Source organism: Microbacterium sp. P26 (genome assembly GCF_023712585.1).
In the GTDB taxonomy this organism is placed as follows: domain Bacteria; phylum Actinomycetota; class Actinomycetes; order Actinomycetales; family Microbacteriaceae; genus Microbacterium; species Microbacterium algihabitans_A.
The window spans coordinates 19,699-44,326 of sequence record NZ_JAMAXZ010000006.1 but is presented as its reverse complement, the minus strand read 5'-3'; the positions used below and the strand labels follow the sequence as shown (position 1 = coordinate 44,326).

The 24,628-nt window shown below is 72.3% G+C and carries 16 protein-coding genes and 2 tRNA genes; 13 read left to right on the top strand and 5 right to left on the bottom strand.

Features of this window, described 5'->3' with window-relative positions; genetic code table 11:
* Nucleotides 1-5: 5 nt before the first annotated feature.
* Nucleotides 6-893, bottom strand: a complete 888-nt coding sequence (locus M3667_RS12100; RefSeq protein ID WP_251508331.1) for a LysR family transcriptional regulator — start codon at nt 891-893, stop codon at nt 6-8.
* A gap of 99 nt (nt 894-992) precedes the next feature.
* Here M3667_RS12100 and M3667_RS12095 point away from each other — a divergent pair, with 99 nt between their 5' ends.
* Complete coding sequence (locus M3667_RS12095) at nt 993-4,463, top strand: bifunctional proline dehydrogenase/L-glutamate gamma-semialdehyde dehydrogenase (protein ID WP_251508330.1); 3,471 nt, start codon at nt 993-995, stop codon at nt 4,461-4,463.
* 322 nt (nt 4,464-4,785) lie between these two features.
* Here the strand turns inward: M3667_RS12095 and M3667_RS12090 are convergent, their stop codons facing one another.
* Nucleotides 4,786-5,460 (bottom strand): pyridoxamine 5'-phosphate oxidase family protein, encoded by a 675-nt coding sequence (locus M3667_RS12090; protein ID WP_251508327.1) that lies wholly within the window; start codon nt 5,458-5,460, stop codon nt 4,786-4,788.
* 81 nt (nt 5,461-5,541) lie between these two features.
* Here M3667_RS12090 and M3667_RS12085 point away from each other — a divergent pair, with 81 nt between their 5' ends.
* On the top strand, nt 5,542-6,948 hold the full coding sequence (locus M3667_RS12085; RefSeq protein ID WP_251508325.1) for a PLP-dependent aminotransferase family protein: 1,407 nt from the start codon (nt 5,542-5,544) through the stop codon (nt 6,946-6,948).
* Here the strand turns inward: M3667_RS12085 and M3667_RS12080 are convergent.
* The gene (locus M3667_RS12080; protein WP_251508323.1) at nt 6,945-8,534 is read right to left on the bottom strand and encodes an NAD(P)/FAD-dependent oxidoreductase; all 1,590 of its coding nucleotides are present in this window, start codon (nt 8,532-8,534) and stop codon (nt 6,945-6,947) included. The genes M3667_RS12085 and M3667_RS12080 overlap by 4 nt on opposite strands.
* A 61-nt stretch (nt 8,535-8,595) precedes the next feature.
* Between M3667_RS12080 and M3667_RS12075 the strand changes: the two genes are divergently transcribed.
* From M3667_RS12075 to M3667_RS12060, 4 genes are all read left to right on the top strand, one after another.
* A complete protein-coding gene (locus M3667_RS12075; RefSeq protein WP_144832600.1) occupies nt 8,596-9,393 on the top strand; it encodes an inositol monophosphatase family protein in 798 nt (265 codons plus the stop codon).
* 253 nt (nt 9,394-9,646) lie between these two features.
* Nucleotides 9,647-11,020, top strand: coding sequence for a M23 family metallopeptidase (locus M3667_RS12070; protein ID WP_251508321.1), 1,374 nt, complete (start codon nt 9,647-9,649; stop codon nt 11,018-11,020).
* Nucleotides 11,021-11,087: 67 nt separating this feature from the next.
* Nucleotides 11,088-11,159: transfer RNA gene (locus tag M3667_RS12065), tRNA-Thr, on the top strand.
* Nucleotides 11,160-11,193: 34 nt separating this feature from the next.
* Nucleotides 11,194-11,267, top strand: a tRNA-Met gene (locus M3667_RS12060).
* A gap of 183 nt (nt 11,268-11,450) precedes the next feature.
* On the opposite strand, the gene M3667_RS12055 is transcribed toward M3667_RS12060, so the two are convergent.
* Nucleotides 11,451-12,833, bottom strand: a complete 1,383-nt coding sequence (locus M3667_RS12055) for an aminotransferase class V-fold PLP-dependent enzyme (protein ID WP_251508319.1) — start codon at nt 12,831-12,833, stop codon at nt 11,451-11,453.
* A 354-nt stretch (nt 12,834-13,187) separates the two neighbouring features.
* On the opposite strand from M3667_RS12055, the gene M3667_RS12050 reads away from it, so the two are divergent.
* The 3 genes from M3667_RS12050 (at nt 13,188) to M3667_RS12040 (ending at nt 19,472) form a co-directional block, all read left to right on the top strand.
* Nucleotides 13,188-14,321, top strand: a complete 1,134-nt coding sequence (locus M3667_RS12050) for an adenosylhomocysteinase (protein WP_251508317.1) — start codon at nt 13,188-13,190, stop codon at nt 14,319-14,321.
* A 13-nt stretch (nt 14,322-14,334) separates the two neighbouring features.
* On the top strand, nt 14,335-15,804 hold the full coding sequence (locus M3667_RS12045; protein ID WP_251508315.1) for an MFS transporter: 1,470 nt from the start codon (nt 14,335-14,337) through the stop codon (nt 15,802-15,804).
* A 233-nt stretch (nt 15,805-16,037) separates the two neighbouring features.
* Complete coding sequence (locus tag M3667_RS12040; RefSeq protein ID WP_251508313.1) at nt 16,038-19,472, top strand: Ig-like domain-containing protein; 3,435 nt, start codon at nt 16,038-16,040, stop codon at nt 19,470-19,472.
* A 165-nt stretch (nt 19,473-19,637) separates the two neighbouring features.
* Here the strand turns inward: M3667_RS12040 and M3667_RS12035 are convergent, their stop codons facing one another.
* Complete coding sequence (locus tag M3667_RS12035; protein WP_251508311.1) at nt 19,638-20,606, bottom strand: LacI family DNA-binding transcriptional regulator; 969 nt, start codon at nt 20,604-20,606, stop codon at nt 19,638-19,640.
* Between the two features lie 199 nt (nt 20,607-20,805).
* Here M3667_RS12035 and M3667_RS12030 point away from each other — a divergent pair, with 199 nt between their 5' ends.
* From M3667_RS12030 to M3667_RS12015, 4 genes are all read left to right on the top strand, one after another.
* The gene (locus tag M3667_RS12030; RefSeq protein ID WP_251508310.1) at nt 20,806-21,627 is read left to right on the top strand and encodes an ABC transporter permease; all 822 of its coding nucleotides are present in this window, start codon (nt 20,806-20,808) and stop codon (nt 21,625-21,627) included.
* Nucleotides 21,624-22,421 carry an ABC transporter permease gene (locus M3667_RS12025; protein ID WP_251508308.1) on the top strand — a complete coding sequence of 266 codons (798 nt, stop codon included), beginning with the start codon at nt 21,624-21,626 and terminating at the stop codon, nt 22,419-22,421. Before M3667_RS12030 ends, M3667_RS12025 begins: the two co-directional genes overlap by 4 nt.
* Nucleotides 22,418-23,407, top strand: a complete 990-nt coding sequence (locus tag M3667_RS12020; RefSeq protein ID WP_251508305.1) for an ABC transporter ATP-binding protein — start codon at nt 22,418-22,420, stop codon at nt 23,405-23,407. Before M3667_RS12025 ends, M3667_RS12020 begins: the two co-directional genes overlap by 4 nt.
* A gap of 84 nt (nt 23,408-23,491) precedes the next feature.
* Entirely contained in the window at nt 23,492-24,568 is a 1,077-nt protein-coding gene (locus M3667_RS12015; RefSeq protein WP_251508303.1) for a PotD/PotF family extracellular solute-binding protein, read from the top strand.
* The last annotated feature ends 60 nt before the right edge of the window (nt 24,569-24,628 follow it).

Genomic DNA, 24,628 nt, shown 5'->3' with positions numbered 1-24,628 from the left:
GGCCTCTATCGACCGCCCCGGTCGTACGCCACCTGCAGTGCCGCGCGCACCGCGCGTACGCCGGGGCGGTCGGCCGTGCCGCGGCGAACCGCCGTGAACACCTCGCGCCGCGGCTGGCCGGGCAGGCCCACGAGCCGCACGGGCGGGGCCTCGCCCGCGAAGACGAGGTCGGGGATCATCCCCACGGCATGACCGGATGCCACGAGCCGGGCGTGCGCGGTGAGGTCGGCCATCTCGAAGCGTACGTCGGGCTCGAATCCCGCGGCCCGGCACTGCTGCGTAGCCCACTGGCGGGCGGCCGTTCCCACCGGCTCCATCACCCAGGCGCGCTCGCGGAGGTCTTCGAGGTGCTGCGCCGGGTCGTCGCGCGCGACGGCCAGACGGATGGCATCCCGCCCGAGGAGCCCGCGCTCGAGGCCCTCGCGGTGCTCGCGCGTATGACCGGGGTACTGCTCGGCGACGGCGAGGTCGAAACCACGCGCCGCGACCTCGAACAGGCCCTCCTCGGGGGCGAGCTCGGCGACCTCGACGCGCAGCTGCGGCTCGCTCTCGACGAGCGCGTCGAGGGCGCGGGGGAGAAGGCCGTGCGCGGCGGACTGCATCACGGCCAGACGCACCGGCGCGAGGGAGGGGCGCATGCGCTCGAGCTCGGCGCGCGCGGCCTCGTCGGCGGCGAGCATGCGGGCGGCGTGGGCGGCCAGGGCGGCGCCCTGCGCGGTGAGGCGCACGCGGCGTCCGTCAGGCTCGAGCAGGGGGACTCCCGCCTCTTTCTCGAGCAGCGCGAGCTGCTGCGAGATAGTCGACGGACTGTAGGCGAGCGCCTCGGCGACGGCCGCGAGGGTGCCGCGCACCGACAGCTCGTGCAGCAGGCGCAGACGGCGCAGATCGAACATGGCATCCCTTCGGCTCCATCGATCAGTATGCGTCAGGAATCATCGCTTTTCTCGAACGGATGCGAGCCCCATGCTGAAAGCATCCGAGGAAGGATCGCCATGTCGCTCACCGATGTCCCCGACACCACGTCCGGCACCACCCCCACGTCGCCGTCCGCCCCTGAGCTCGTCTCTCCGCACGAGCTCGCCGACGAGGCGATCGCCCTCGTGCGCCGCTGGCTCGCCGAGAGCCGCGACGAGCCCGTCGACGCCGCCGCCCAGCGCCTCGCCGGAGTGCTCCGCGACCCGCACGGCCTCGACTTCACCGTCGGCTTCGTCGACGGCGTCGTACGCCCCGAAGACGTACGCGTCGCCGCGCGCAACCTCGCCGCCCTGACCCCGCTCATCCCGGGCTTCCTCCCGCTGCACCTCAAGGCCGCGATCCGCCTCGGCGCCTTCGCCGCGCCGATCCTCCCGCAGGTCGTCGTGCCCGCCGCCCGCACGGCGCTGCGCTCGATGGTGCGCCACCTCATCGTCGACGCCACCGACCGCAAGCTCGGCGAGGCCATCACCTCGATCCGGGGCCGGGGCGACGGCATCCGCCTCAACGTGAACCTGCTCGGTGAGGCCATCCTCGGCAAGAAAGAGGCGGCGCGCCGCCTGGCCGGCACCCGCAAGCTCCTCTCGCGCGACGACGTCGACTACGTCTCGATCAAGGTGTCGTCCACCGTCGCCCCGCACACGCCGTGGGCCTTCGATGCCGCCGTCGCCGACGCGGTCGCCGCCCTTCGCCCGCTGTACCGGGTGGCGAAGGAGACGGGCACGTTCCTCAACCTCGACATGGAGGAGTTCAAGGACCTCGACCTCACCCTCGCCGTCTTCGAAACGCTGCTGTCGGAGCCCGAGTTCCACGGCGTCGAGGCCGGTATCGTGCTGCAGGCCTACCTGCCCGACGCGCTCGCCGCGATGATCCGCCTGCAGGAGTGGACCGCCGCGCGCGTGGCATCCGGGGGAGCTCACATCAAGGTGCGCGTGGTCAAGGGCGCGAACCTGCCGATGGAGCGGGTGGATGCCGATGTGCACGACTGGCCGCTCGCCACCTGGCCCTCGAAGCAGGCCACCGACGCCTCGTACAAGGCCGTGCTCGACTACGCGCTGCGCCCCGAGCACACCGCGAACGTGCGCATCGGCGTCGCCGGGCACAACCTCTTCGACGTCGCCCTCGCCTGGCTGCTGGCCGAGCGACGCGGGGTGACCAGCGGCATCGACGTCGAGATGCTCCTCGGCATGGCGACCGCGCAGCAGGCGGTCGTGCGTCGCACGGTCGGCTCAATCCTGCTCTACACCCCCGTGGTGCACCCGCAGGAGTTCGACGTCGCGATCGCGTACCTGATCCGCCGCCTCGAAGAGGGCGCGTCGAGCGAGAACTTCATGTCGGCGGTGTTCGACCTCGACACCCACGAGGCGCTGTTCTCGCGCGAGCGCGACCGCTTCTTGGCCTCGCTCGCCGACATGCCGTCGGGAGTGCCAGAGTCCAACCGCGTGCAGGACCGCACGGCTCCCGCGGCGCCCACCCCTACGCACGGCTTCCGCAACACCCCCGACTCCGACCCGGCGATCGAGGCCAACCGCGACTGGTCGCGGGCGATCATCGCGCGTATGGAGGACTCGACGCTCGGCGCGCAGACCATCGCCGACCACACGATCATCGACGAGGCCGCGCTGAACGCGCTGATCGAGGATGCCGCGACAGCCGCCGCGGGCTGGCGCGAGCTCGGGGCCGCGAAGCGCGCCGAGATCCTGCACCGCGCGGGCGACGCCCTCGAGAAGCACCGCGCCGACCTGCTCGAAATCATGGGCGCCGAGTGCGGCAAGGTCATCGAGCAGAGCGACCCCGAGGTGTCGGAGGCGATCGACTTCGCCCACTACTACGCCGAGCAGGCGCGCACCCTCGAGGCCGTCGACGGCGCGACCTTCACCCCGGTCGGCGTGACGGTGGTCACCCCGCCGTGGAACTTCCCCGTCGCGATCCCCGCGGGCTCTACCCTCGCCGCGCTCGCCGCGGGCTCGGCCGTGGTCATCAAGCCCGCGGGCCTGGCCGAGCGCTCGGGCGCCGTCATGGTCGAGGCGCTGTGGGAGGCCGGCGTCCCGCGCGAGGTGCTGAAGCTCGTGCAGGTGTCGGAGAACGACCTCGGTCGCCAGCTGCTCACCCACCCCGCCGTGGAGCGCGTCGTGCTCACCGGGGCGTACGAGACGGCCGAGCTGTTCCGCTCGTTCCGCCCCGACCTGCCGCTGCTGGCCGAGACGAGCGGTAAGAACGCCGTGATCGTCACCCCCAGCGCCGACCTCGACCTCGCGGCGAAGGACGTCGCGATGTCGGCCTTCGGCCACGCCGGACAGAAGTGCTCCGCGGCATCCCTCGTCGTGCTCGTCGGATCTGTCGCGCGCTCGCGTCGCTTCCGCGACCAGCTCGTCGACGCCGTGACCTCTCTCGAGGTCGGCCTGCCGTGGGACGAGGCCTCGCGCATCGGACCCCTCATCGAGCCCGCGAACGGCAAGCTGCTGAAGGCCCTCACGAGCCTCGAGCCCGGCCAACGCTGGGTAGTCGAGCCGCGCAAGCTCGACGACGAGGGGTCGCTGTGGCGCCCCGGCATCCGTGAGGGGGTGCAGCCCGGCAGCGAGTTCCACCGCACCGAGTACTTCGGGCCCGTGCTCGGCATCATGACCGCCGAGACGCTCGACGAGGCGATCGAGATCGTCAACGCGATCGAATACGGCCTCACCTCGGGTCTGCACGCGCTGGACGAGGCCGAGATCCAGCAGTGGCTCTCGCGCATCGAGGCGGGCAACGTCTACGTCAACCGCGGCACCACCGGCGCGATCGTGCAGCGTCAGCCGTTCGGCGGATGGAAGAAGTCGGCCGTCGGCGCGGGCACCAAGGCCGGCGGACCGCACTACCTCTACGGGTTCGGAACGTGGGCGGATGCCGAGACCTCGGCGCCCCGCACGCCCGACGCCCTCGCCGCCCCGGCGCTGGCCGCCGTGCCCGCGGCCGACCGCGAGTGGGTGGCATCCGCCCTCTCGAGCGACGCGGCCGCTTGGGCCGAAGAGTTCTCGCTGGCCCGCGACGTGACCGGCCTGGAGTCGGAGCAGAACGTGCTGCGCTACGCCGCGGTGCCCGTGACCGTGCGCCTCGAAGACGCCTCGGAGGCCGCGCTGGTGCGCGTGGTCGCGGCGGGCGTCCGCGCCCGCTCGACGGTGACGGTCAGCTCGGCGCGCGAGCTCTCACCCGCCGTGCGCGCGTGGCTCGAGGGCGTGGGCGTTCGGGCCTCGGTCGAGGACGCCGCCGACTGGGGCCGCCGCGCCGCACGTCTGGCCCGCACCGGTGCCCGTATCCGTCTGCTCGGCGGATCGCCCGTGGCGGTGGCCGAGGCGACGAACGGCTCGCCCTCGGTGGCCGTGTACGCCGGCGAGGTCACCCGCGCCGGGCACGTCGAACTGCTGCCGTTCCTGCGCGAGCAGGCCGTGTCGATCACGGCGCACCGCTTCGGCACGCCGCGCCGTTACGAGGTGCCGCCGCTGGTCGGCTGACGACCTCGCGGACGGGGCTGCACCTTCGGGGGCGGCCCCGTCCGTCGTTTCCGTGGCGGACCGGTGCCGGGACTACCGTCGTGCGGATGCCGCGGGCGACACGCCGGTCGGTGTGGTCGGGGAACGGCGTGTCGGGGCTGGCGTCCGCACGACGGTCGTCCCCGACGGGGTGGGGCCTTTTCGACTGGAGTCGTCGGGGACGTGTCGTCGTCCCCTGCACGGGACCGCCGTCGTGCGGATGCCGCGGGCGACACGCCGCCCCAGGGCGCGGGGCCGCGGCGTGTCGGGCCCCGCATCCGCAGGACGGCGGGGCCCGAGGGGCTCAGGCCGTGCCCGAGGCCGCGACGCGGCGCGCGGCCCGGCGGACCGACTCCGGCACCGGCGTGCCCGCCACCGTCTGCGGTGAGGTGACGGGGTCGCCGGCGACGACCCGCAGCGGCAGCATCCCGGCCCACACGGAGCGATCCTCGCCGTCGTCGTCGACCTCGACGAGCGAGCCCGCGTTGTCTTTCACGCTCGCCTCGGCCAGCGGGATGCGCAGCACCAGGGTCGCGGCGATCTCACGCGCGGTCATGGGTCGCACGTCTTCGCTGCGCCCCGGCATGAGGTGTTCCGACAGGGTGAGCAGGGCCGCCTCCTTCTCTTCGGGAGGGACGACGGATGCCACGGCGTGCACGACCGCGCAGCGGTAGCGCATCGAGCTGTCGAAGAGCGAACGGGCGTACTTCAGGCCCATCAGGTGCGTGATCGTCAGGCTCACCGGGACTCCCTCGGCGATGCGGCGGAAGAAGTCGCTGCCGGTCGATCCGTGCACGAGCAGGTCGTCGCCGTCGCGACCGATGCCCACCGGGAGGGCCACCGGGCGGTCGTCGCGAACGATCGCGAGGGTGGCGTACAGGGCGGTGTCGATCACGTCATACAGGGCGGCGCGGTCGGTGCGCTGGTGGTGGGCCCCACGGCGGACGCGCGTCAGGGTGGTGAGCGGGAGATCGGTCATGTCCCCATTGCAGGGCATCCGATGGCCCAGTGCGTAGTCCGGTTCTGCGCCGATCGAATGGACCAGTGGCAGAATCGTCGCGTGATCGACGTCGGCATCCTGGACCGTGGCGCCCCCGCGCCCCTGCACGAGCAGCTCGCCCACAGCCTGCGCGCGTCGATCCTCGCCGGTCGGGTGACCAGCGGCGAGGCCGTCCCCTCGACGCGGGCCCTCGCCGCCGACCTGGGGCTCGCTCGCGGCACGGTGGTCTCGGCCTACGAGATCCTCACGGGGGAGGGGTACCTGACGGCCCGGCCCGGCGGCGGCACCGTCGTCGCCGAGATCGTGCGTCCCTCGGAGCCGCGGTCTCTTCCGGCCGTCGCCGCCGCACCCGAGCCCGCCCCGGCCGTGATCGACCTGCGTCCGGGGCGGCCCGGGACGGCGGGAATCGTCGACGCCGCATGGCGCTCGGCGTGGCGGCGCGCGAGTGCGCTCGAGGTCGCCGCCGACGTGGCCGACGTGCTCGGCGAGCCCGCCCTGCGCCGTCAGATCGCCGCGCACCTCGGCCGCACGCGCGGGCTCGACGTCGCCCCCGACGATGTCATCGTGACGGCGGGGACGAGCGATGCGATGCTGCTCACCGTGCTCGCCCTCGAACCCCGCGGGGCGCGGCTGCGGGTCGGCATCGAGAACCCCGGGTACCCCCGCGTGCGGCATCTACTCGGCCGCGTGGGCGTCGAGGCGGTGCCGATCGCGGTGCGACTCGGCGCGGGTCTCGACCTCGACGACATCGAGGCGCGCGACGACCTCGACGCGATGATCGTCACCCCGCACCACCACTACCCTCTCGGCAGTCGGCTGGATGCCGCGGCCCGGGCCCGTCTGCTCGCGTGGGCGGCCCGCACGGGAGCCGTCGTCGTCGAAGACGACTACGACAGCGAGTTCCCCCACGGCCGCGTGCCGCTGCCGCCCTTGCACCTGCTCGATCCCGCGAACGTGGTGCTGATCGGTTCGCTGTCGAAGGTGCTCACCCCGGCCCTGCGCTGCGGGTGGATCGTGGCGACCGGGGCGTGGCGCGAACGCCTCGCGGCCGCGCGCGCCGAGCTCGATCCGTCCGTCTCGCAGGTGCAGCAGCAGGCGCTGGCCCTGTACCTCGGCGACGGAGCCCTCGCTCGCCACACCGCCCGGCGCCGCCGCGACTACCGCCACCGGCGCCGGCTGATGCTCGAGGCGTTCGCCGGTGTCGAAGGCGTGACGCTCACGGCCACCGACGGGGGATTGCACGCCGTCGTCCTGCTGCCCGGCTCCGCGCGCGAGGCGGAAACCCGCGTGGTCGCAGCGCTCGCGGCCCGCGGCATCGTGGTGGCGCCCCTCGCGGGATACGCGGTGCCGGGAACCGAGACCGAGCTGCCGCCGGGCCTGGTGTTCGGGTACGCCGAGCCCTCGACTCCCGCTCTGATGAGGGCGGTCGAGACGATCATCGCGACCGCCCGTGCGGCGACGAGCTAGCCGCCGAGCATCTCCAGCGCCGCCATCGCCGCGTTCTGCCCGCCGATGCCGCTCACCGCGCCGCCGCGCTGGGCGCTCGAACCGCACATCAGCACCCGCGGGTGAGGGGTCGCGACGCCCCACCGCTCGGCCGGGGTCGAGGCGGGCGCCTCGAGCCACGGCCACGACAGCGCCCCGTGGAAGATGTCGCCGCCGGCCATGTTCAGCGCGCGCTCGAGGTCGGTCGTCGTGCGCGCCTCGATGCACAGGCGCCCGTCGGGGGCACGGTAGATGCAGTCGCGCAGCGGCTCGGCCAGCACGGAGTCGAGCGAGGCCTGCGCCGCGGCCAGCAGGCGCGCTCCCGCGGCGACGGGGTCGGTGTCGTCGAGCAGGCGGTGCGGCACCTGCAGGCCGAACATCGTGAGCGTCTGCGCCCCCGACGCCTGCAGCTCCTCGCCGAGGATCGACGGGTCGGTCAGCGAGTGACAGTAGATCTCGACGGGCAGCGGGTCGGGGACGAGGCCTCCGGATGCCGCGGCGTAGGCGGCATCGAGCTGTGTCATGGTCTCGTTGACGTGGAACGTGCCCGAGAACGCCTCCTCCGGCGTCACCGATTCGTCGCGCAGGCGCGGCAGGCGCGAGAGGAGCATGTTCACCTTGACCTGCGCTCCCTCGGGCTCGTTGCCGCCGATCGTGGCGGAGCCACCGGCCGCGAGCAGGCCGTCGAGCACCGCGCGTCCGACCCCGCTGAGCACGAGGTCGCCGCGGAAGACCTCGGAGCGGTCGGTCATGGTGTGCACCTCGCCGTCGGGGCCGATCGAGACCACCTCGACGCCGGTGAAGATCTCGACACCGGATGAGCGGGCGGCGCGTTCGAGCTCGGCGGTCACGGCGCCCATGCCGCCGACGGGCACGTCCCAGTCGCCCGTCCCTCCGCCGATCACGTGGTAGAGGAAGCACCGGTTCTGCGCGAGCGAGGGGTCGTCCGACGTCGAGAAGGTGCCGATCAGGCCGTCGGTGAGGGCGATACCGCGCACGAGGTCGCTCTGCAGCGACCGGCGCAGGAGGTCGCCGAGGGGGCGGCTCGTGAGGGCCTCCCACAGCTCGTCGTCGCAGAGGTGCTCGCGCACCTCGTCCGCGGTGGGCAGGGGCTCGGTCATGGTCGGGAAGACCGCGCGGCCGAGGGGCGCCAGGCGCTCGCCGAAGGCCGAGAAGCGTTCGGCCTCGGCGGCACCGTCGTCGCCCAGCGCGCGCGTGAACGACGCGGCCGTGGCCTCGGCGTCGTGGGTGTCGACGAGGATCCCGCGCGAGGGGTCCGCCGGGTCGGGCGTGTACGACGAGTACCGCCGGCGCTCGAAGGTGATCTGCAGGCCGAGGTCGTCGATGATCTGCTGCGGCAGCAGGCTCACGAGGTACGAGTAGCGCGACAGGCGGGCGTCGACTCCGCGCCACGGTCTCTCCGACACGGCGGCTCCGCCCACGGCATCCGCCCTCTCGATCACCGCCACGCGGCGCCCGGCGCGCGCGAGATAGGCCGCGGAGACCAGGGCGTTGTGCCCGCCCCCCACGATGACGACGTCGTACTGGCGAGAATCCGAGGCGGTCATGAGCCCACGCTAACGACGGCGAAGAAGTCGGCCGAGGGGGTGGCGCAGTAGCGTGGATGCCATGACCTCACCCGCGGATCTGCTCGAGCTCGCCACGCGTATCGCCCGGGAGGCCGGCGAACTGGCCCACCGTCGCCGCCGGGAGGGGGTGACGGTCGCCGCCACCAAATCGGCCGCCGCCGACATCGTCACCGCCGCCGACCGCGAGGTCGAGGCGTTCATCCGTGCGGAGCTCGCGCGCGAGCGGCCCGACGACGGGTTCTTCGGCGAGGAGTCGGGCGCCGAGAAGGGCACGAGCGGCATCACGTGGGTCGTCGACCCGATCGACGGCACCGTCAACTACGCCTACGGCATCCCCGCATGGGCGGTCAGCATCGCCGCGGTCGAGGGCACGGCCGAGACCGCGTCGTGGACGGCGCTCGCCGGGGCCGTCTTCAACCCGGTCACGGGGGAGCTCTTCACCGCGTCGCGCGGCGGGGGAGCGTGGCTCGGCGACCAGCGCCTGTCGGTCAGCGAGGTCGGACCCGCCGGTGGTCTCGTCGCGACCGGCTTCGGCTACGACCCCGAGACGCACGGACCCGCCCTGGCCCAGTTGTCGCGCGTCATGCCGATCGCGCGCGACGTGCGCCGCATCGGTGCGGCCTCGCTCGATCTGGCCTCGGTGGCCGCAGGGCGGGTCGACGCGTACTACGAGCGCGGCACCCACCCGTGGGACCACGCGGCGGGCGCCCTGCTGGTCGAAGAGGCCGGCGGCACGGTCGGTGGCGCGCCGGGCGGGCGTCCCGGCAACGGCATGGTCATCGCGGCAGGGCCCGGATTCTTCGGTCGCCTCGAGCCGCTGCTCGATTACGCGAGGTGAGTCGGGCACCTGTCATGGCATTCACAGACCCGTCGGGGTAGGGTGTTTACCAGTTCGTTATCTTCCGCAACCCGAACCTGCGGAGATGGTCAAGCCCCGAAGCCCGAAGCCGTCGCGCCTGCGACACGACACGAGAGCCCCTTCCGCGTTGCCGTCTGAAGCCTCCGAGACTGAGCCCGCCGTCACCCGACGGTCTCGTCGCCCCCTCCCCGCCAGCGCCCCCGATGCAGAACCCCGGCTCACTCGAGCCGAGATGCGTCGCCGGGCAGCGAGCGTCGCCACCCTCGACGCCCCGGCCTCCGCCGACCAGAAGGCGGCCGATCCGGCCCCCGTCGACGCCGAGTCCGCGAGCCAGCCCGCGATGGTCGAGGCCGTCGCCGCCGCCGTCGTCGAGACGGTGATCGCCGCCACGATCGAGCCGACCCTCCCCGCGTCCGACGCCCTCGTCGAGAAAGCGGATCCCGCCGATGCGCTCGAGGTCACCGTCGTCGAGGAGCACCGCTCCGATGACGTCGCCGTGATCCTGCAGAGCGCCGACAGCGACGCCGCGACCACGCCGGTCAGCCTCCCGACCTCGCCGATCACGCTCCCCGTCTCGCGCCGCTCGCGTCGTCGCCCCGTCGCCGACGCCGTGATCATCGACTCCGCCGTCGACGCTTCGGTCGCCGACTCCGAGCCCGTCGAGACTCCGGATGCCGCTGAGCCCGAGGTCGCGGCCTCCGTTTCGGCCCCCGTCGACGACGTCGCCGACGAATTCGCTTCGGCGGCCCGCCTGTTCGCCTTCACCGGCGAGACCCCCACCCAGCAGGCCGCGCCGGTCGCCCCGGCCGCCGAGCCGGTGTCGGAGGGCCTCCCCGCCGCTGCGGCTCCCCGCTCGCGCCGCACCGCCCGTCGCATCGCCGCGACCTCGTTCTCGGTCGGCGTCATGGGCGTCGTGGGCCTGCTCACCGTCGGCATGACCATGCCGGTCAGCGCACTCGCGTCGGCCAGCGGCACCGACAACGTCGCCGCGCCCGAGGTCGCGACCACGCGTCTCGCCGTCGCCGGCGACGTCGCGGCATCCGGTGCGAACGACATCCAGGCCTACGTCGCGCCCGCCCAGGCGCAGTCGGCCGCGGTCGACCGCGCCGGTGACGGATACTCCGCCACGACGTACACCAAGATGGCGCTCGACTCGGGCATCACGCGGCCCTCCGACTTCTACACCAACGACCCGACGGCGCCCATCCAGTGGCCCTTCGCGGTGGGTGTCTCGATCTCGTACGGCTTCGGCATGCGCGACGGCGGCTTCCACGAGGGTGCCGACTTCGTTCCCGGTGAGGGATCGCCCGTGCAGGCCATCGCCGACGGCACCGTGCGCATCGCCACCGAGCAGGGTGGCGCCTTCGGCGTCACCGTGCTGATCGACCACGAGATCGACGGCCAGCTCGTCTCGAGCCGCTACGGCCACATGCAGTACGGCTCGCTGCAGGTCACGCAGGGCGAGAAGGTGCACGTGGGCCAGTTCCTCGGCCGCACCGGCAACACCGGACGCTCGTTCGGCGCCCACACCCACGTCGAGATCCTGCAGAACGGCACCACGCCGATCGACCCGATCGCGTGGCTGCGTCAGCACGCCGGAGGGTGACCCTCGATTCGTGTGAGAGTGTCGCGATCTGATATTCTCTTCTAGTTGCCCGGAGCGATCCGGGTACGCCCCGATAGCTCAGTGGCAGAGCACTTCCATGGTAAGGAAGGGGTCGTCAGTTCAATCCTGACTCGGGGCTCAAGGCATCCATTTCTGAATACCGGATGCCGTGCGGCGGGGTAGCTCAGTTGGTGAGAGCGCACGACTCATAATCGTGAGGTCGCGGGTTCAAGCCCCGCTCCCGCTACGGATGAAGCCCCGGTCGCCCGGGGCTTTTTCATTGCCGCGGCGCCTGTCTGCGCGTCGAGTGCGAGCACAACCCCGGGACATCTCCCGAACACGCCGCGGCGGTCGCCCGCCTGGCGGCGTGTCCTCGATGATCCCCGCGGTTGTGCACTCCCGCCCCGCCGACGCGGCGTCGGGCCCGGCGTCAGAGCATCGTGTCGAGGATCCCGACCAGGTCGTCGAACGTCGTGCGCGGGTTGAGGATCGCGAAGCGCGCGTTGACGCGGCCCGCGTGGCTCGAGGGCGTGACGAACGCGTGCTGGTCGTCGAGCAGGCGGGCCGACCAGCGGTCGTAGTCGGGTTTGTCCCAGCCGACGCGTTCGAAGACGACGACGCCGAGCTGCGGTCGTCGCACCAGTGTGACCTCGGGGCGGCGCTCGATCTCGTCGGCGATGCGTTCGGCGAGCTCGATCGCGGCCGTGATGGCCTCGCGGTACACCGCGGCGCCGTAGGTCGCGAGCGAGAACCACAGAGGGAGTCCGCGCGCCCGGCGGGTCAGGTGCGCCGCGAAGTCCGACGGGCTCCAGTCGCTCGTCTCGGTGAGGGTGTCGAGGTACTCGGCGTGCTGCGTGTGCGCGCGGCGACCGAGTTCGGGATCGCGGTAGATCAGCGCGCACGCGTCGAACGGCGCGAAGAGCCACTTGTGCGGGTCGACGACGAGCGAGTCGGCGTGCTCCACCCCGGCGAAGCGGTGCCGGGCGCGGGGCGAGAGCATGCCCGTGAGCCCATAGGCGCCGTCGACGTGGAGCCACGCGTCGGTGCCCTCGATGGCGCGGGCGATGTCGGCGATGTCGTCGACGATGCCGAAGTTGGTCGAGCCCGCGGTCGCCACGACGGCGAAGACGCTGTCGCCGTGTTCGTCGAGGGCCGCGCGCACGGCATCGCCGCGCAGCACGCCGTCTTCGCCCACGGGCACGCCGACGACCTGGACGTCCATCACCCGAGCAGCCGAGGCGATAGAGGAATGCGCCTCGACGCTGCAGACCACGCGCCACGCGTCGGGGCGCGGCGTGCCGGCATCCGCGAATCGATCCCGTGCGGCCTCGCGCGCCGCGACGAGCGCCGACAGGTTGCCGAGGGTGCCGCCCTGCACGAACACCCCACCCGCTCCGGCGGGCAGGCCGAACTCGGCGGCGAGCCAGCGCAGCACCTCGTTCTCGGCGTGCACCGCGCCCGCGCCCTCGAGCCACGATCCGCCGTACAGAGCGCTCGCCGACACGACGAGGTCGAACGCGGCCGCCGCCTTCGTCGGCGCGCTCGGGATGAACGACAGGTACCGCGGGTCGTCGGTCGTGATGCAGGCGGGCGCCAGCACGTGCTCGAACACCCCGAGCGCCTTTCGGGCGCCGATGCCGGCCTCGTCGATCGTGCGACCCGCCAAACGGGTGAGCTCGGCGGCGGGGAGGGGCTTGTCGAGAGGGGTGTCCTCCGCCAGCAGGCGGGTGCGGGAGTAGTCGAGCACCATGTCGACGATCGCGCGCGTCTCGTCGGTGACCTCGTGCATGCGGCCGGGAGTGCTGTTGGTCATCGGGGTTCTCCGGGTGTGGTGTCGTCGCCTGCAGGGGGTGCGCGGGCGGAGGCGTCCTCGCCCCGGGCGCCGGCGATTGCACCGTCGCGGGTCGCGGGCCTGGGGAGGTCGATCGCACGATCGACAGAAGGAGCGTAGCGACCCCCGAGGGCCAGGGCGACCGCACAGGACTCCCATGCGAGTTCCGAGGCCCTCCCCCTCCGCTCACGGGCATAGGCTCAGCGCATGTCGATCGCCGCGGGTCACGGCGGCGGGTCCCACCCCGCCCCGATCTTCGGCGATCACTCGTACCGGTCCGAGCTCTATCAGTGACGCGGGTGTCGTTCTTCGCCACCCCTCACTGATCGGATCACCATGACCACCCGTACCTACCCCACCCCTCCCGCGCCCGGCCTCGAATGGGCCGATGCGCACATGCCCCTCACCCGCGAGGCCGTCCGCGAGCTCGCTCCCGTGTTCGACGGTTTGCGCATCGCGATGTGTCTGCACATCGAACCGAAGACGGCGGTGCTCGTGCGCCTGCTCGTCGAGGCCGGAGCGCAGGTCTCGCTCACCGGTTCGCCCGGGACCACCCGCGAAGACACCGTCGCCGACCTGCGGGATCGCGGTGTCACCGTGCACGCCGCCCGCGACGACGAGGCCCCGCGCGTCGCCGCCGTGCTCACGAGCGACCCGCACCTCATCCTCGACAACGGCGGCGACCTGTTCCGCGGCGTGCTCGACGGTCACCCCGCCCCGCACCTGCGCGGCGGCACCGAAGAGACGACGACCGGCGGGATCGTCTTGCGCCGTCGCGAGCACGAGGTGCGGCATCCGATCGTCGTCATCAACGACAGTCCGCTCAAGCTCCTGGTCGAGAACCGCTTCGGCGTCGGGCAGTCGGTCGTGCAGGCGTTCATGAACGCGACGAACCTCATGATCCCCGGCTCGCGCGCGACGGTCATCGGGTTCGGTCCGTGCGGGCGGGGGACCGCGCACACCCTGCGCCAGCTCAGCGCCGTCGTCACCGTTGTCGACACGGATCCCTACCGCGCCCTCGAGGCTTCGCTCGAGGGCTTCATCGTCGCCGAGCTCGACGAGGCGCTCGCGCACGCCCGGTTCGTCTTCCTCGCCACCGGGGCGCCCGGGGTGCTCGGAGCCGCGCAGATCGCGCACCTCCCGCACGGCGTCATCATCGCCGGGGTCGGTCATCACCCGTGGGAGATGGATCTGGCCGCGCTCGGCCGGCCCGTCGCGACCGAGGGATTCCACGCGACCCACGCCCTGCCCGGCGACCGCGCGGTGCACGTGATCGCCGACACCAACATGGTCAACCTCGTCGCGGGGCTCGGCAACCCGATCGAGGCCATGGACCTCGGACTGACGCTGCAGGCGCGCTCGTTGGCCGCCGTCGCGCGGGGCGAGGTCGTCACCGGGGTGCATCCCGTTCCGAATGCCGTGGACCGAGGCGTCGCCGAGGCCTTCCTGCGTCTGCGCACGGCGAGCTGATTCGCGGCGCCTCGTGACGGCATCCGCCCCCGCTCCCGACCCGCGTCGATGGCGTGCGCTCTCGGTGATGCTGATGGGGCAGTTCGCCGCCCTGCTCGACGTCAGCGTGACGAATGTCGCCCTGCCGTCGATCGGACGCTCGACCGGGGCGGATGCCAGCGAACTCCAGTGGATCGTGACGGGGTACGTGCTCGCGTTCGCGCTCGTGCCGGTGATCGGCGGACGACTGGGTGACGGGTGGGGGCGGCGGCGCATCTTCACGATCGCCGTGCTGGGATTCGTGATCGCGAGCGCCGCGGTGGGGCTCGCCCCGAACGCGGGCTTGCTGATCGCGGCGCGGGTGGTGCAGGGGCTGTTCGGCGGCATGATGGGGCCGCAGGTCTCGGGCTTCATCCAGAACGCGTTCCCGGCCTGGGAGCGGGGCCGGGCCTTCGGGCGCCTGGGGCTCACGGTCGGCGCGGGCACCGCCCTCGGCCCGGTCATCGCGGGACTGCTGATCTCGGCGGGCGGGCCGGACATCGGTTGGCGCCTGGTGTTCTTCATCAACGTGCCGGTCGGTGTCGTCGCGGTGCTGCTCGCCCGGCGGTGGGTCCCCGCCGACGAGCCGGTGGCCGCAGCATCCGGTCAGCGCGTCGACGTGCTCGGGGCGGTGCTGCTGGGCGCCGGCGTGCTGTGCCTGCTGTTCCCGATCGTCGAGACCGGTCAGGGTGGCGGCCCGCTCATGCTGCTCCTGCTGATTCCGGCGGCGGTCTTCCTGTTCGGGCTCGTGCGGCACGAGGCGCGTTTGACGAGGGCGGATGCCGGGCCCCTTCTCGACCTGCGCCTGTTCCGCGTGCGCTCGTTCGTCACGGGCGTCGTGTTCGCGATCGTCTTCTTCTGCAGCAACACCGGCATTCCCCTCGTGCTGGCGCTGTACTACCAGGACGGACTCGGCTTCACCGCGCTGCAGTCGGGCCTCGGCGTCACGGCGTACGCGATCGGATCGGTGGTCGGCGCACCCGTCGCCGGTCGCTTCGTCTCGCGGGTGGGGCGCCCTCTGCTGGTCGGTGCGGTCGCGGTGTTCACGACCGTCACGGTGATCCTCGGGGTTCTGGTGCAGACGGCGGCCGACGCGACCGATCCGGTCAGCGTGATCCTGCGCCTGTGCGTGCCGCTGTTCGTGCTCGGCGTCGCGGGCGGTGCGATCGTCACGCCCAACCAGACCCTCACCCTCGCCGACGTCGACCCCCGACGAGGCGGGGTCGCCGGGGGAGTCGTACAGACCGCGCAGCGCGTGGGATCGTCGATCGGTCAGACCGTGCTGGGCACGAGCTTCGTGCTCGCGGTCGGGGCCGCGGCCCGTGCGGGCGGTCCGGGGTCTCCAGCACCGGATGCCGTTCCCTTCGCCGACGCGCTCACCCTCGCCCTCGCGGTGTCGGTGGCGTTCTCGGGCGCGGCGATGCTGCTCAGCGCGATCGAGGTGCGCCGCCACCGCGAGCGGTAGTCCGCTCGAGCGGGATGCCCGTCCGCGCGACACGGGTGGACGTGCAGGTGATTCCCGTGTTTCGCGACGTTGCCGGGCGGTGAAGGCCGCGCTGGAACGCCTCGGGGCCCGCGTCCGCGGGCGTGCCGGAGGGCCCGGACGACGACGGGGCGGACCCTACCCTGACGGGGCGTACCGACACGTCGGTGCGATGCGATACCCGATTCCCGCACTCGACCCCGCATCGGAGCCTCATGCGATCTTTCGCGTCCTCGCGCGCACGCTGGTCCGCCCTCCCGGCGACCGTCCTGACGTCCGCGCTCGTCCTCGGTCTCGCCCCCGCGGCGACCGCCGCCCCGCCCGGGGGCGTCCTCGCCTCCGGCGACGACTGGTCCGTCTCATCGGCCCCCGGGGGCTACCTCGTCACCTACGAACTCGACGAGCCGCTGCCCATCGTGAGCGACGCGCCGACCCTTCTCGTCGACGGCGAGACGATCGGTCTCGCGACCGAGTCGGCCGACGGACTCACTCTGTCGGTGTCCACCGCCGACTCCCGCGTCGTCTCCGCGCACGACGTCGAGAAGGGCTGGGCGTCGGGCGGAGGGGACAAGGCCGCCGAGAGCCCGACCGCCCGGACGTCCTGGCGCACGGAAGAAGAGGAGTCCGCGCCGCGGGCGACGACGTTCTCGGGAGCCGAGGACCCCGCCGACCCGGGCCCGAACTCGGTGACAGAGGTGGAGTACGACTTCGGTGACCGCGCCATCGCGCTGCAGGGGATCGGCGGCATCCGGGGTGAGATGACCGGGAAGATGTACCTCACGGACGCCCCGGGTGAGCGCCCCACCGTGATCCTGCTGCACGGCCGCCACGCGTGGTGCGCGACCGGAACGGCGAACACCCTGCGCTGGCCGTGCGACCCCAGCCAGGTCAACGTGCGGTCGTATCAGGGCTACGAGGGGACCGGGCGCGCTCTGGCCTCGCACGGCTACAACGTCGTGTCGATCGCCGCGAACGCGATCAACGCCAACGACAACCCGTTCGCCCTCGACTTCGGCGCGCGCGCCCGCGGGCAGCTCGTGCTCGACACCCTCGACATGCTCGCGGCCGTCGACGCCGGTCGACCCGTTTCGTACGACGACGTGAGCTGGCCCGACGCGCAGGGCTCGTCGACCACCGTGACGCGCACCCTCGATCAGGCGCTCGCCTACGCGACGACCCGCACGGACGCACCGGCGACCGCGGCGGCGGGGGTGACGGCCGCGAGCCTCGCCGGCCGCTTCGACCTGGACGACGTCGGGATCATGGGGCACTCCCGAGGCGGCGAGGGCGTGACCGCGGCGGTCACCCTGAACGCCGCGCGGACCCAGCCGTTCCACATCACCGCCGTGCTGCCCCTGGCGCCCGTCGACTTCGGCCGGATGACCGTGCCCGACGTGCCGATGAGCGTGGTGCTGCCGTACTGCGACGGCGACGTGGTCAACCAGCAGGGCCAGCACTTCGTCGACGACTCGCGCCACGCCTTCGGCGACGACGTGCTGCGTTCGGCGGTGTGGGTGATGGGCGCGAACCACAACTTCTTCAACTCCGTGTGGACGCCCGGCCTGTACCCCTACTCGACCGGCGACGACTGGAGCACGAAAGACCTCACCTCGAGCTGCTCCACGACCGACTCCACCCGGCTCACGGCCGCTGCCCAGTATCAGGTGGGCGTGTCGTACATGACGGGCTTCTTCCGGATGACGATGGGTCACGAGAAGCAGTTCCAGTCGCTGTTCGACGGGTCGATCAAGCCCTCGACACCGCGCACCGCCTCCGCGGACGTGCGGGTCATGGCGGCGCAGCCCGGGTCGGCGACGAGTCTGGTGACCGACTTCGCCTCGGCGAGCACCCTGGTGCGCACCACCGGTGCGGCCTCCGCCCAGGTGTGTGCGAACGCCGAGACGTCGTCGTCGATCCCGCCCGCGATGCCGTACTGCACCACGCGCGACATCGGGTCGGCCCGCGTGCCGCACTGGACGCCGGCGCGGTTCGGGCTGAACGTCGAGGCGACGCCCGTCACGCGCTTCATCTGGACCGGCGGGACCGACCCCGCAGCCCCGAGCACCGGAGAGCTGCGGGTGTCGTTGCCCTCGGGCTCGCGCGACGTGTCGAAGCGGTCGCAGCTCACGGTGAAGATGGCGCCCGACCGCACCGTCCCCTCGGGCACCGACGCGGTCATCAGCCTCGTCGACGGCTCCGGCCGCGTCTTCAGCCGCAAGGTGTCGGACATCAACCCGCTCGCCGTCAACCGCATGCCGGGCGGGTCTCAAGCCGTGCTGAACAAGTTCGTGCTGCAGCAGGTGACGATCCCGCTCGCGGCGGTGAGCGGCATCGACCTCACCGACGTCCGTGAGGTGCGCTTCTCGGCCGCGGTCGGCGCCGACGGGACCGGGGCAGGCGGGCTCTACCTCTCGGACCTCGCCTTCGACACCCCGACCAGCATCGCCGCCGACGTTCAGAAGCGGACCACGGTGGGCGTCGGGTCGACCCTCGTCGAGGAGACCGACGGTCCGAGCACCGCGCAGGTCGCGGTGGCGCTGAACCACGCCGACCCGGCGACGGTGACCGCCTGGTTCAGCGTGCTCGGCACCGGCGTCGTGTCGTCGGCCTCGCAGAAGGTCGTGTTCACGCCGGGCGAGACCTGCAAGACCGTGACGGTTCCGATCGTCGGCAACGACACCCCGTCGGCCACGCCCTCCTCGTCGTTCGTCATCAGTGCGACGAACTCGACGGATGCCGTGATGGGGGCGGACGCGTTCGGAACCCTCGCCGTGCGCGAGGACGACGGAGTGACGGGCACCAGTCCCGAGCTGGATCCGGTCGGCGTGCAAGGGGACGCCTGCGCGGAGCTCGCGGCGACGCTCACCCCGGGCGTCCTCTCGGCCTCGGCGACGCAGGTCGCGCCGGGCGGGACGGTGACCCTCAGCGGCTCGGGCTTCCGCCCCGGTGAGGCGGTGCGGTTCACGCTGGCCGACGACGAGATCGCCACCGTCGTGGCGGATGCCGACGGGAAGGCGGCGGTCGCCGTCGCGATCCCGGCCGACAGCCCGCTCGGTGCGCGTTCCGCTCGCGCGGTCGGCGAGGGATCGGGTCGAGTCCTGGGCGTCGACATCGCGGTGCTCGTGCCGACGTCGACCACGCTCGCACTCGACGCGGACGTCACCGCCGTGGCGGGTGGTCCGCTCCGCTTCACGGCGACCGTCGACGGCGCGACCGATGGCACGGTGCGGCTCGTGGCCGTCGACTCGGCGGACGATCCCACCGCGGGAACGGTGCTCACGACGGCCGAACTCGAAGACGGCGTCGCTCGGTTGACGCTCGCGGAGGGTCTTCCTGCGGGACGTCAGGTCGTCGTCGCGGTGTTCGAGGGCACGGATGTCGCCGCCGGCTCGGCATCCGCCCCCCTCTCGTTCACCGTGGCGGACGCCCCGGCGTCCGGCGGTTCGGGAGGGTCGCCGTCGGCCGGTGCTCCCGCCGGCACGGGCGGGTCGTCGACCGCGCACCAGACCAGCGGCCAACTGGCGCAGACGGGCGCCGCGCAGGCGTGGGCGCTCCTGGCGGTGGCTGCCGGACTGCTGGGCGCCGGTGCTCTCGCCATGAGAATGCGGCGCCGTCGGCCCGGCATCAGCGGGGAGATCGAGTGGGTCTGACCGCGATTCCGACCCGCCCGGTCGAGCCCGGCGCCTCGTGCGCCGGTGCCTCGGCCGGGCGGGTCTCGTTGTGGGCGCGATCGGCCCGTAGACACACTCATCACCGCGATCCGCGAGCGGAAACGCGTGGAGAGCGTGTTCACGCGCGCAGATCGCGTGTGTGCGTCACACGACCGGCGTCGTCTCGGGCCAGTGCACGGCGACGTCGAGGCGGCGGCGCGCACCGGTGTCGAGGCCCGACGCGAGCATGTCGACCAAGGCCGACATGGCCTCGCGACCCAGCTCGTCGCCGTCGACGTCGATCGCGGGCACCTCGTCTGCGCCGATGGCTTCGGCGACCAGCCGTTCGGCGCTGACGACGATCTCACCCGGCGACGAGATACCGCGGGCGCGAAGGGCGAACACGAGCCCGAGACCGAGCGAGGTGGCGTACGGGACGACGGCGGTGGCGTTCGAGGCGATGACGGAGTCAGCGGCACCCACGCCCGCGGCGAAGGTCGCCGGGAACGGACCGAGGCGGGTCAAGGTGGCGCGGTCGCCCACGGCATCGGCGATGGCCGCGCTGCGCTGGGCGTCCTGCCACGACCCCACCGGTCCGCCCAGGTAGGCGATGGCGCGGTGCCCCGACGCCACGAAGCGCTCGCTGAGGTCGGCGAAGGCGCGCGCGGTGTCGGCGACGAGCGAGGTCAGGCCCGCGACCTCGCGATCGACGAGCACGGTCGGACCGAAGGCTGCGACCTCGTGCACGACCTCGTCGCTCGCGCGCGGGGCGACGAGGATGCAGCCGTCGACCTGGCGCATGAGTCGACCGAGGTCGACGACGTCGTCGGCGTCGTCGAGCGGGTGCACGGCGACGGTGAGCTGCAGGTCGGAGGCCCGAGCGCGGACCTGTGCCCCGGCGATGATGGGCGTGAAGAAGGCGTTGTCGAGCGTGGGCACGACCAGGGCGACGATGCCGCTGTTGCCTCGCGCGAGATGGCTGGCCGCGCGGTTCGGCACGAATCCGAGCTCGACCGCTGCGGCGCGCACGCGCGCGACCGTCTCGGGGGCCACGAGGTCGGGGCGCCCGAGCGCGCGGGATGCCGTCGACTTGGCCACGCCCGCCAGAGCGGCGACATCGGCGAGCGTCGTCACGAAGCCCCCTTCCGCTGACGCGAGGCTCGCGCACAGTCCGATCATCCTACTGAGGGCTCACAACCGGTTGCGTTGCGGGTGGGGCGGCGTTTTACACGCTGTTTACACGCCGGGTCGCATTTCGGCTCGCGAGCGCCCTACGGTGGTAACAACCGGTTGCGCAACCGGTTGCAAACCCCCTCACGAACGGAGTCCGCCCGTGCTGTCACGCCGCACCGGACTGCTCGCCCTGCCGGGGCTGGCGCTGCTGCTGGTGGGGTTCCTCATCCCGTCGGTGGCGATGCTCTTCGCGCCTCCCGGAGTCAGCGCGCTCGACATCTTCGAGCGCCTCGGCCGCATGCTGACCGACCCCTACGACCTCGCCATCATCGGACGCACCGTCGGGCTCGGACTCATCGTCACGATCGTCTGCATCGTGCTCGGTTTCCCGATCGCCTACCTGCTCGCCCGCTCGGCCTCCCGCTGGGCGGGCGTGCTGCTGGCGCTCGCGATCTTCCCCCTGCTGCTCAGCAACGTCGTGCGCACCTTCGGGTGGCTCGTGCTGCTGGGCTCGAACGGCGCGGTCGGGCAACTGCTCGTCGGGCTTGGGCTCGTCGAGAAGGCGCCCCAGCTGCTCTACACGGAGCTGGCGATCGTGCTCGGCCTCACGCAGCTCTTCCTCCCGCTCGCGGTGATCTCGTGCTACTCCGCCGTCGCCCAGGTCGACCCGGGCCTCGACGACGCCGCCCGCGGACTCGGCGCCGGACGCACGCGCACCTTCTGGGGGATCGTCGTGCCGCTGTCGGCCCCCGGCATGGTGGTGGCGGCGACCCTGGTCTTCGCCGGGAGCGTCACCGCCTACACGACGCCGTACCTTCTGGGCGGGTCGAGCCAGCGCATGCTGTCGACCCAGCTGTACTCCTACTCGAGCGTCAGCATCGACTGGGCCGCCGCCAGCGCCACCGCGATCATCATGACCGTCCTGGTCTTCGCGGTTTCAGGGGTCTCGGCCTTCGTCGGACGACGGGGGGCCACCTCGTGAAGACCTCGCGTCCTGTCGCGGCCTCGCTCGCCGTCGCCGGCTACATCGTCATGATCGTGCCGATCCTCTTCGTGGTCGCCACCGCGTTCACCGCCGGTCGCTCGCTGAAGTTCCCGCCCGAGGGTTTCTCGCTGCGCTGGTTCGAGGCCGCCTTCTCGTACGACCCGTTCCTGTCGGCCCTGGTGTCGAGCCTCGAGCTCGCCCTGCTCGCCACGCTGTTCGCGCTGGTGATCGGCGTGCCGGTGACCCTGGCGATCCACCGCGGCCGTCTTCCCGGCAAGGGCATCGTCGAGGGGCTCTTCCTCTCGCCGCTGATCGTGCCCGAGCTGGTCGTCGGTCTGGCGCTCTACCAGCAGCTGATCATCGGCCTGCGCCTCGACAACTTCCCCGTGCTGCTGATCGGTCACACGGTGCTGATGCTCCCGTACGCGGTGCGCGTGACGGGTGCCTCGCTCGCGCTCGCCGACCCCGGTGTCGAAGAGGCCGCCCGCGGCCTCGGTGCCTCGCCGGTGCGCACCTTCTTCACCGTGACCCTGCCGCTGCTGCGCCCCGGCATCTTCTCCGCCGGCCTGCTGAGCTTCGTCACCTCGTTCAACAACGTGCCGCTGTCGCTGCTGCTCCAGAGCCGCGACTTCCGCACGCTCCCGGTCACGATGCTCGACTACGTGCAGCAGAGCTACGACCCCATGGTCGCGGCGACCAGCACCATCATCCTCGCGGGCACGGTCGTCGTGGCCGTCATCGCCGAACGCACGGTCGGCTTCGCCCGCATCTTCGGAGGGATCAACCGATGACCACTGCAGCAGAATTCGTCGGGGTCACCCAGCGCTTCGGCGAGTTCACCGCCGTCGACGACATCGACCTCGCCATCCCCACGGGCAAGCTCACGACGCTGCTCGGCCCGAGCGGGTGCGGCAAGACCACGTCGCTGCGCATGCTCGCCGGCTACACGCAGCCCACCTCCGGGCGCATCATGATCGCGGGAACGGATGCCACGCGCCTGCCTCCCGAGAAGCGCGGCCTCGGCATGGTGTTCCAGTCGTACGCGCTCTTCCCGCACATGAGCGTGGCCGAGAACGTCGGCTACGGGCTGAAGCTGCGCAAGGTGGCCCCGGCCGAGCGCAAGCGCCGGGTCGCCGAGGCTCTCGACCTCGTGGGCCTCGGGCACCTCGCCGCGAGCCGGCCCAAGAAGCTCTCGGGCGGGCAGCAGCAGCGTGTCGCCCTCGCCCGCGCGATCGCCATCCGCCCGACCCTGCTGCTGCTCGATGAGCCCCTGTCGAACCTCGACGCCCGCCTGCGCGTGCAGATGCGCGCCGAGATCCGCCGCATCCAGGCCGAGACCGGACTCACCGTCGTTCTCGTCACCCACGATCAGGACGAGGCCCTCGAGATGTCCGACCGCATGGTGCTCATGCGCGCCGGCCGCATCATGCAGGAGGGGGCTCCCTCCGAGGTGTTCGGCGCTCCGGCCAACCGGTTCGTCGCCGAGTTCCTGGGGTACGAGAACTTCGTGACGGATGCCGACGGGTCGCTGACCACCGTGCGGCCCGAGCACCTGACGCTCGGCGCGTCGGCGGCATCCGGACTCTCGATCGACGGCGTCGTCACCGACGTGGCGTACCGCGGCGTCGATCGCCTCGTCACCGTCGAGACCGTCGACCGCGCCGGAGAGACGGTCCGCCTGGTCGCCGATGTCCGCGACGAAGACGTCACGGCCCGCCCGGGCCAGAACGTCACCGTCTCGGCGCCCGCCGCCCGACTCATCCGGCTCGCGGCCTGACCCGCGCGCTTCCCCTGCCTGCTCCACCCGCCCCGCCCCACCGCACACGTCGGCCGGCCCCGCCCGCCGTTCGAGAGGACACGCATGAACCGCACCCCCCGCCGCATCCTCGCGGCCTCGTCCGTCTTCGTCGCCACGGCGCTCATCGCCACGGGATGCTCCGGCTCCTCCGGTGGCGGAGACGCCGCGGCGAGCGACACGATCGTCGTCAGTACCTTCCCGTTCGGCGTCGAGGAGTTCCAGAAGGCCGTCATCGACCCGTTCACCGAGAAGACCGGCATCAAGGTCGACGTCGAGACCGGCAGCAACGCCGACCGTCTGTCGCAGCTGCAGCTGGCCGCCGGAGACCCCGGCATCGACGTGATGCTCATCTCCGACACGTTCGCGGCATCCGGGCAGGAGAAGGACCTGTTCCAGTCGTTCGACGAGTCGAACGTGCCCAACCTGGCGAACATCGCCGACTTCGCCGTCGAGGAGGGCTTCGACGGCCCCGCGTACAGCTACCAGCTCAACGGCACGATCTACAACACCGGCGAGGTCACCGCGGCGCAGGCCGCCGACTGGTCGCTGTACGCCGATCCCGCCCTGAGCGGTCGCCTCGCGTTCCCCGACATCTCCGTCACCGCCGGTCAGCTCGCCGTCTCGGGTGTCGCCGACGCGTTCGGCAGCGGACCGTTCGACATCGACACGGCCTACTCGACCATCGGCGGCTGGGCTCCCGGCATCCTGCAGTTCTACTCGTCGTCGACCGAGGTGACAAACCTGCTCACGCAGGGCGAGATCGTCGCCGCCGACGCGCTCAGCGGGTTCGCGACCACGCTGATCGCCTCGGGCGAGCCGGTCGCGTGGACCGCGCCGACCGAGGGTCGCTACATGGCGACCAACCGCGCGATGATCCCCGCGGGGGCACCGAACATCGAGGGCGCCTACGCCTTCGTCGACTACCTGCTCTCCACCGAGGCCCAGAGCCAGTCGGCCAAGATCGTCGGCGACCTGCCCGTCGCCCTCGACGCCGAGATCCCCGCCGAGATCACCGCCGTCGTCGGCGACATCGCCGCCGACCCGGTCGCCGCCGGCTACTCGACGCTCGACCCGGCAGAGATCCTCCCCAACCGCGGTCAGTGGGTCGAACGCTTCGCCCGTGAGGTCACCTCGCGCTGACCGCCCCCGACCGGTCGTCCGTGCCCCACGCCGGACGGCCGACCGCCCGGCCACCGAGTT